The 1442-nt window shown below is 25.1% G+C and carries 2 protein-coding genes; both read right to left on the reverse strand.

Features of this window, described 5'->3' with window-relative positions; all coding sequences use genetic code 11:
* Positions 1-282: 282 nt before the first annotated feature.
* Positions 283-750 carry a hypothetical protein gene (locus H3U96_RS11050; RefSeq protein ID WP_086361307.1) on the reverse strand — a complete coding sequence of 156 codons (468 nt, stop codon included), beginning with the start codon at positions 748-750 and terminating at the stop codon, positions 283-285.
* Positions 751-1001: 251 nt separating this feature from the next.
* A partial coding sequence (locus tag H3U96_RS11055; RefSeq protein ID WP_198196697.1) for a hypothetical protein occupies positions 1002-1442 on the reverse strand: 441 nt, incomplete at its 5' end.

Genomic DNA, 1442 nt, shown 5'->3' on the forward strand with positions numbered 1-1442 from the left:
TGAACTACATGCACTAAGTAATAACAATGGTGCTAGAATAACAATTTTACACCTTAATATATTCATTTTAATCTCCGTTTAAATTGCCATCAATAAATGAGAAAAGTATTTATTTTTCTAACGTTTATTAGGTAATAAATTTTATAATATTAATTATATTTATTACTTTTTCGTAAATTAATACTGTTAAAATTCTAAGACGATCTTAGTATCTTTATTTTTAAATTTGTATTTTTCAACGCTATAATTGGTAATAATATTTTAGTAATTAAGAATGAGTAATTATTTATTATTGAGTTTATTGCGTATTATTTTTTGCTGGATCGCTTCTTGATAATTGGAAATATCATACGGTTTAGCATTAATAATTGATGAACATCTATTATGAGGAAATAATAGATAACTATCATCTAAACTTAAATCTTTTCTATCTTTTTTTTCATTGTCTTTTAAATTAGCATAAATCTTGTCCATTGCTTTTTTGGAATCTTGTTTATTATCAAGGTCTTGTATTGCTGATAAAGGTAGCATTAAGCCTAAGGAATAATATGACCCTGCATTTATTTGATCTAAAAAATCTCTATAACATTGTATATATATTTCACAATACGAATAATGATTAGCTTCACAATATCTGGCCGCCTCAATAGTTATAGAGTCTCGCTGTCTTTTATCTATATCCCCATAAATACAACCAGTTAATAATATTACTGTTGCTAAAAGAGTAAAACTGTAACCTAATATTCTCATAAATAAATCCTAATTATCCAATATCATCTTGATGTGTCCTTATTTGATTACTTTTATAGCATATTCTAAATTAATTGTATAATTGCTAACAAATTTTTGATATTTTTGTGGAGTTTTTTTAAGATCTGTAATTATAATCAACACAATTATTAATCTAACGTCCAGCATTGGTTGCTTTAGATTGGTTAATGATTTCTAATTAAAGCGTTCAACTCAAATAATATTAATACTTTTTTATATTAAAATTCCTATTACCTATCTAAATTTTTCATTATTATTTTGCTTTTGTTTTCGTATAACATTTTATCAATATGATATTGATGACGAGTAATATCATATGATTTAGCATTAATTATTGAGGAGCATTGATTATGAGGATATAACATAACGCTATAATTGAAAATAGAATTTTTATCACTCTTTTCTTCACTATCTTTTAATTTAGAGTAGATGATATCCATTGGATTTTTCTGCATATTAAACGTATTTTGTTCCGATTCCGGCATGATATTAGATAGTAATTTGAGTGTATATTGCGCGCTTTCATTCAATTGATTGAAAATATTGATATAGCATTTGCCATAGATTTCACAGTAAGAATAATTGTTAGCCTGACAAGATTTAGTCAATTTATCCTTAATCTCAATTCCAGCTTTTTCCTCTAACTTTTCATAATTTGAACTACATGCACT

The sequence above is a fragment of the Gilliamella sp. M0364 genome, assembly GCF_016100565.1.
GTDB classification, from domain to species: Bacteria; Pseudomonadota; Gammaproteobacteria; order Enterobacterales; family Orbaceae; genus Gilliamella; species Gilliamella apis.